At 78.9% G+C, this 479-nt stretch carries 1 pseudogene; it reads left to right on the top strand.

Annotated elements, in window-relative coordinates:
- Positions 1-88: 88 nt before the first annotated feature.
- Positions 89-479 (top strand): annotated as a pseudogene (locus tag AOK00_RS38495) (hypothetical protein); the annotation flags it as partial.

The following is a 479-nucleotide window of genomic DNA, read 5'->3' as shown; positions in this document are numbered from 1 at the left end:
GCCGCCGGCGGCACCCGTGGTCCCGAACCAGTCGGCCCCCCACCAGGGCGTGCCGGCCGTGCATCCGACGGCCCCCGAGGCGCCGGCCGTGATCGGTGACCCGCTCACCGACCCGCTGCCGGACCCGCTCACGGCCCCGCTGGACTCCGTCGCCCTCGCCGACGTCCTCACGGCCCCGCAGCACCAGACCCCGCCGCAGGGCGTCCCGGCGCACGGCGTCCCCACGGACCAGCCGCTCGGCACTCCGGCGCACGGCGTCCCGCTCGTCGGCACCCCGGCGCACGGTGTCCCCGTGGACCAGGTCACCGGCACTCCCGCGCACGGCGTCCCGGTGGAGCAGCCGACGGGCACCCCTGCCCACGGCGTCCCGCTGGACCAGCTCACCGGCACCCCCGCGCACGGTGTCCCCGTGGCCCCGCAGGAGCAGGTGCCCACGCAGCACGGCTACGAGCCCGGCATCCTCGACACCGGCGCGCACG

Source organism: Streptomyces aureus (genome assembly GCF_001418135.1).
Classification (GTDB): Bacteria; Actinomycetota; Actinomycetes; order Streptomycetales; family Streptomycetaceae; genus Streptomyces; species Streptomyces aureus_A.
The sequence above is the reverse complement of the archived record's forward strand: the minus strand, read 5'-3'. Positions and strand labels throughout refer to the sequence as shown.